The sequence below is a fragment of the Pedobacter sp. PLR genome (assembly GCF_026239675.1).
Taxonomy (GTDB): domain Bacteria; phylum Bacteroidota; class Bacteroidia; order Sphingobacteriales; family Sphingobacteriaceae; genus Pedobacter.
The window spans coordinates 1-3,532 of the sequence record NZ_JAPIVQ010000021.1 but is presented as its reverse complement, the minus strand read 5'-3'; the positions used below and the strand labels follow the sequence as shown (position 1 = coordinate 3,532).

The 3,532-nt window shown below is 48.0% G+C and carries 2 tRNA genes and 2 rRNA genes; all 4 read right to left on the bottom strand.

The features are described from left to right. Positions 1 to 8: 8 nt before the first annotated feature. The 4 genes from rrf to OQX61_RS24120 all read right to left on the bottom strand — a co-directional run bounded on the left by rrf (position 9) and on the right by OQX61_RS24120 (position 3,530). A 5S ribosomal RNA gene (gene rrf, locus OQX61_RS24135) occupies positions 9 to 120 on the bottom strand. Positions 121 to 271: 151 nt separating this feature from the next. Then, positions 272 to 3,150 (bottom strand): 23S ribosomal RNA (locus tag OQX61_RS24130). 214 nt (positions 3,151 to 3,364) lie between these two features. Further along, positions 3,365 to 3,441 (bottom strand) — tRNA-Ala (locus OQX61_RS24125). Between the two features lie 15 nt (positions 3,442 to 3,456). Continuing rightward, positions 3,457 to 3,530 (bottom strand) — tRNA-Ile (locus OQX61_RS24120). Between the last annotated feature and the right edge of the window lie 2 nt (positions 3,531 to 3,532).

Below are 3,532 nucleotides of genomic sequence, written 5' to 3'. Positions count from 1 at the left end.
ACTTTAAGATTTGGCACCGACCTACTCTCCCACGTGTTACCGCAGTACCATCGGCTCTGGCGGGCTTGACTTCTCTGTTCGGAATGGGAAGAGGTAGACACCGCCGATATAGGCACCTAAATATTTTTATTGTTTGTGTTGTTTTTGTATTGGTATATACTTTTTAGCTTACGCCATCAGTACTACACCATACAGACCCATATTCAGGCCCACAAACAGTGACATATTATTGAAAGAAGTTAGTTATGAAGAACAAACAACAGTTTATTGCTCTTGAAAGCTTCGGATGATTAGTATTACTCGACTTTGATGTCACCACCTTTACATCTGTAACCTATCAACGTAGTAGTCTTCTACGGTCCTATATGGAATTCTCATCTCGTGGCTAGTTTCGCACTTAGATGCTTTCAGCGCTTATCTATTCCCAACGTAGCTACTCTGCAATGCCCCTGGCGGAACAACAGATTCACTAGAGGTTAGTCCAACCCGGTCCTCTCGTACTAAGGTCAGCCCCACTCAAAATTCCTACGCCCACAACAGATAGGGACCGAACTGTCTCGCGACGTTCTGAACCCAGCTCGCGTGCCACTTTAATCGGCGAACAGCCGAACCCTTGGGACCTTCTCCAGCCCCAGGATGTGACGAGCCGACATCGAGGTGCCAAACCTCCCCGTCGATATGAGCTCTTGGGGGAGATCAGCCTGTTATCCCCAGCGTACCTTTTATCCTTTGAGCGATGGCCCTTCCATGCAGAACCACCGGATCACTATATCCGTCTTTCGACCCTGCTCGGCTTGTCTGCCTCACAGTCAAGCAAGCTTATGCTATTGCACTCCTCATACGGTTACCAAGCGTATTGAGCTTACCTTTGAAAGCCTCCGTTACCTTTTTGGAGGCGACCACCCCAGTCAAACTACCCATCAAACAATGTCCCCCCTTTAGAGGGGTTAGACACCGAATACAAAAAGGGTGGTATTTCAACGTTGACTCCACAATACCTAGCGATATCACTTCACAGTCTCCCACCTATCCTACACATCTTGTATCCAATGTCAATGTTAAATTGTAGTGAAGGTGCATGGGGTCTTTCCGTCCCGTTGCGGGTACCCGGCGTCTTCACCGGGACCACAATTTCACCGAGCTCATGGCTGAGACAGCGCCCAGATCGTTACACCATTCGTGCAGGTCGGAACTTACCCGACAAGGAATTTCGCTACCTTAGGACCGTTATAGTTACGGCCGCCGTTTACTGGGGCTTCGATTCAATGCTTCTCCTTGCGGATGACATCCCCTCTTAACCTTCCAGCACCGGGCAGGTGTCAGGCCTTATACTTCATCTTTCGATTTTGCAAAGCCATGTGTTTTTGTTAAACAGTCGCCTGGGCCTTTTCACTGCGGCTGATATTGCTACCAGCGCCCCTTCTCCCGAAGTTACAGGGCCATTTTGCCGAGTTCCTTAGCCATGATTCACTCGAGCACCTTAGAATTCTCTTCCCGGATACCTGTGTCGGTTTGCGGTACGGGTTTTTATAACCTGAAGCTTAGCGGTTTTTCTTGGAAGTCTGATTACCTGCGCTATCTACGCCCCCGGAGGTTTGCAGTACTATCGGGTTTCAGCTAGATCTGCGGATTTGCCTACAGTCCTAATACCTACGCCCTTCAACGATCTATTCCGTCAGATCGCGGCAGTGTCACTACTCCGTCCCCACATCGCAGTTATAAAAAGTACTGGAATATTAACCAGTTGTCCATCGAATATCCCCTTCGGGTTCTCCTTAGGCCCCGACTAACCCTGATCCGATTAGCGTTGATCAGGAAACCTTATCCTTTCGGTGGGCGGGTTTCTCTCCCGCCTTATCGTTACTTATGCCTACATTTGCTTTTCCAGAAGCTCCACCACAACTTACGTCATAACTTCGCTGCCGCTGGAATGCTCCCCTACCGTAATATAAATATTACCCATAGCTTCGGTGTATAGTTTAATGCCCGTTTATTATCCATGCCCGATCGCTCGACTAGTGAGCTGTTACGCACTCTTTAAATGAATGGCTGCTTCCAAGCCAACATCCTAGCTGTCTATGCAATCGGACCTCGTTAGTTCAACTTAACTATAACTTGGGGACCTTAGCTGATGGTCTGGGTTCTTTCCCTCTCGGCCCGTGACCTTAGCACCCCGGGCCTCACTGCAGTGTATATTATATAGCATTCGGAGTTTGTCTGGATTTGGTAGGATTTGACTCCCCCGCACCCAATCAGTAGCTCTACCTCTATATAACTTTACCACCACGCTGTTCCTAAAAACATTTCGGGGAGTACGAGCTATTTCCCAGTTTGATTAGCCTTTCACCCCTACCCACAGATCATCCGGAAACTTTTCAACGTTTATCGGTTCGGTCCTCCAGTACGTGTTACCGCACCTTCAACCTGTCCATGGGTAGATCACAAGGTTTCGCGTCTACCTCCCCTGACTATACGCCCTATTCAGACTCGCTTTCGCTGCGGCTGCGTGTCTTAAACACTTAACCTTGCCAGAGAAGAGTAACTCGTAGGCTCATTATGCAAAAGGCACGCCGTCACGCCACCTGGACGCTCCGACCGCTTGTAAGCACACAGTTTCAGGTTCTATTTCACTCCCCTGTTCGGGGTTCTTTTCACCTTTCCCTCACGGTACTGGTTCACTATCGGTCTCTCAGGAGTATTTAGCCTTACCGGATGGTGCCGGCAGATTCCCACAAGGCGTCTCCGACCTCGCGGTACTCAGGATACTACTAGACTAGTCTTACTTACGTGTACGCGGCTCTCACGCTATATTGCCAGGCTTCCCATCCTGTTCCACTTCATGTAACTAATGCCATATTGTAGTCCTACAACCCCGGTTATGCCGTAACATAACCGGTTTGGGCTCTTTCCCTTTCGCTCGCCACTACTTAGGAAATCATTATTATTTTCTCTTCCTCTGCTTACTTAGATGTTTCAGTTCGGCAGGTTTGCGTACATTGTACGACTAGTCTTCAACTAGCCAGGTTTCCCCATTCGGAAATCTCCGGATTAATTCATATTTGCTAATACCCGAAGCTTATCGCAGCTTATCACGTCCTTCATCGCCTCTGAGAGCCAAGGCATCCCCTGTGTGCTCTTATTTACTTTCTTCTCTCCATAGCCTTTTGCGCCTATGGAAATGCTTTTTTTGATATGTCGTTATCTTTTCGGTTTGTCGTAATTGCTTACTTCATCCCTCCAAGCTAACAACGTCTCTATTGTTGTTTGCTCTTCTTTATTAACTTCTTCCAATATGTCAAAGAACTTTAGTTCCCCACGTACTTACTAGTACGTTATTTCTTGTCTTTTGTATTAGACCGGGTAATGGTGGAGAATAACGGAGTCGAACCGTTGACCTCCTGCGTGCAAGGCAGGCGCTCTAGCCAGCTGAGCTAATCCCCCTTAGAATATATAATGTAGTCCCGAGCAGATTTGAACTGCTGACCCCTACATTATCAGTGTAGTGCTCTAACCAACTGAGCTACGGGACTAG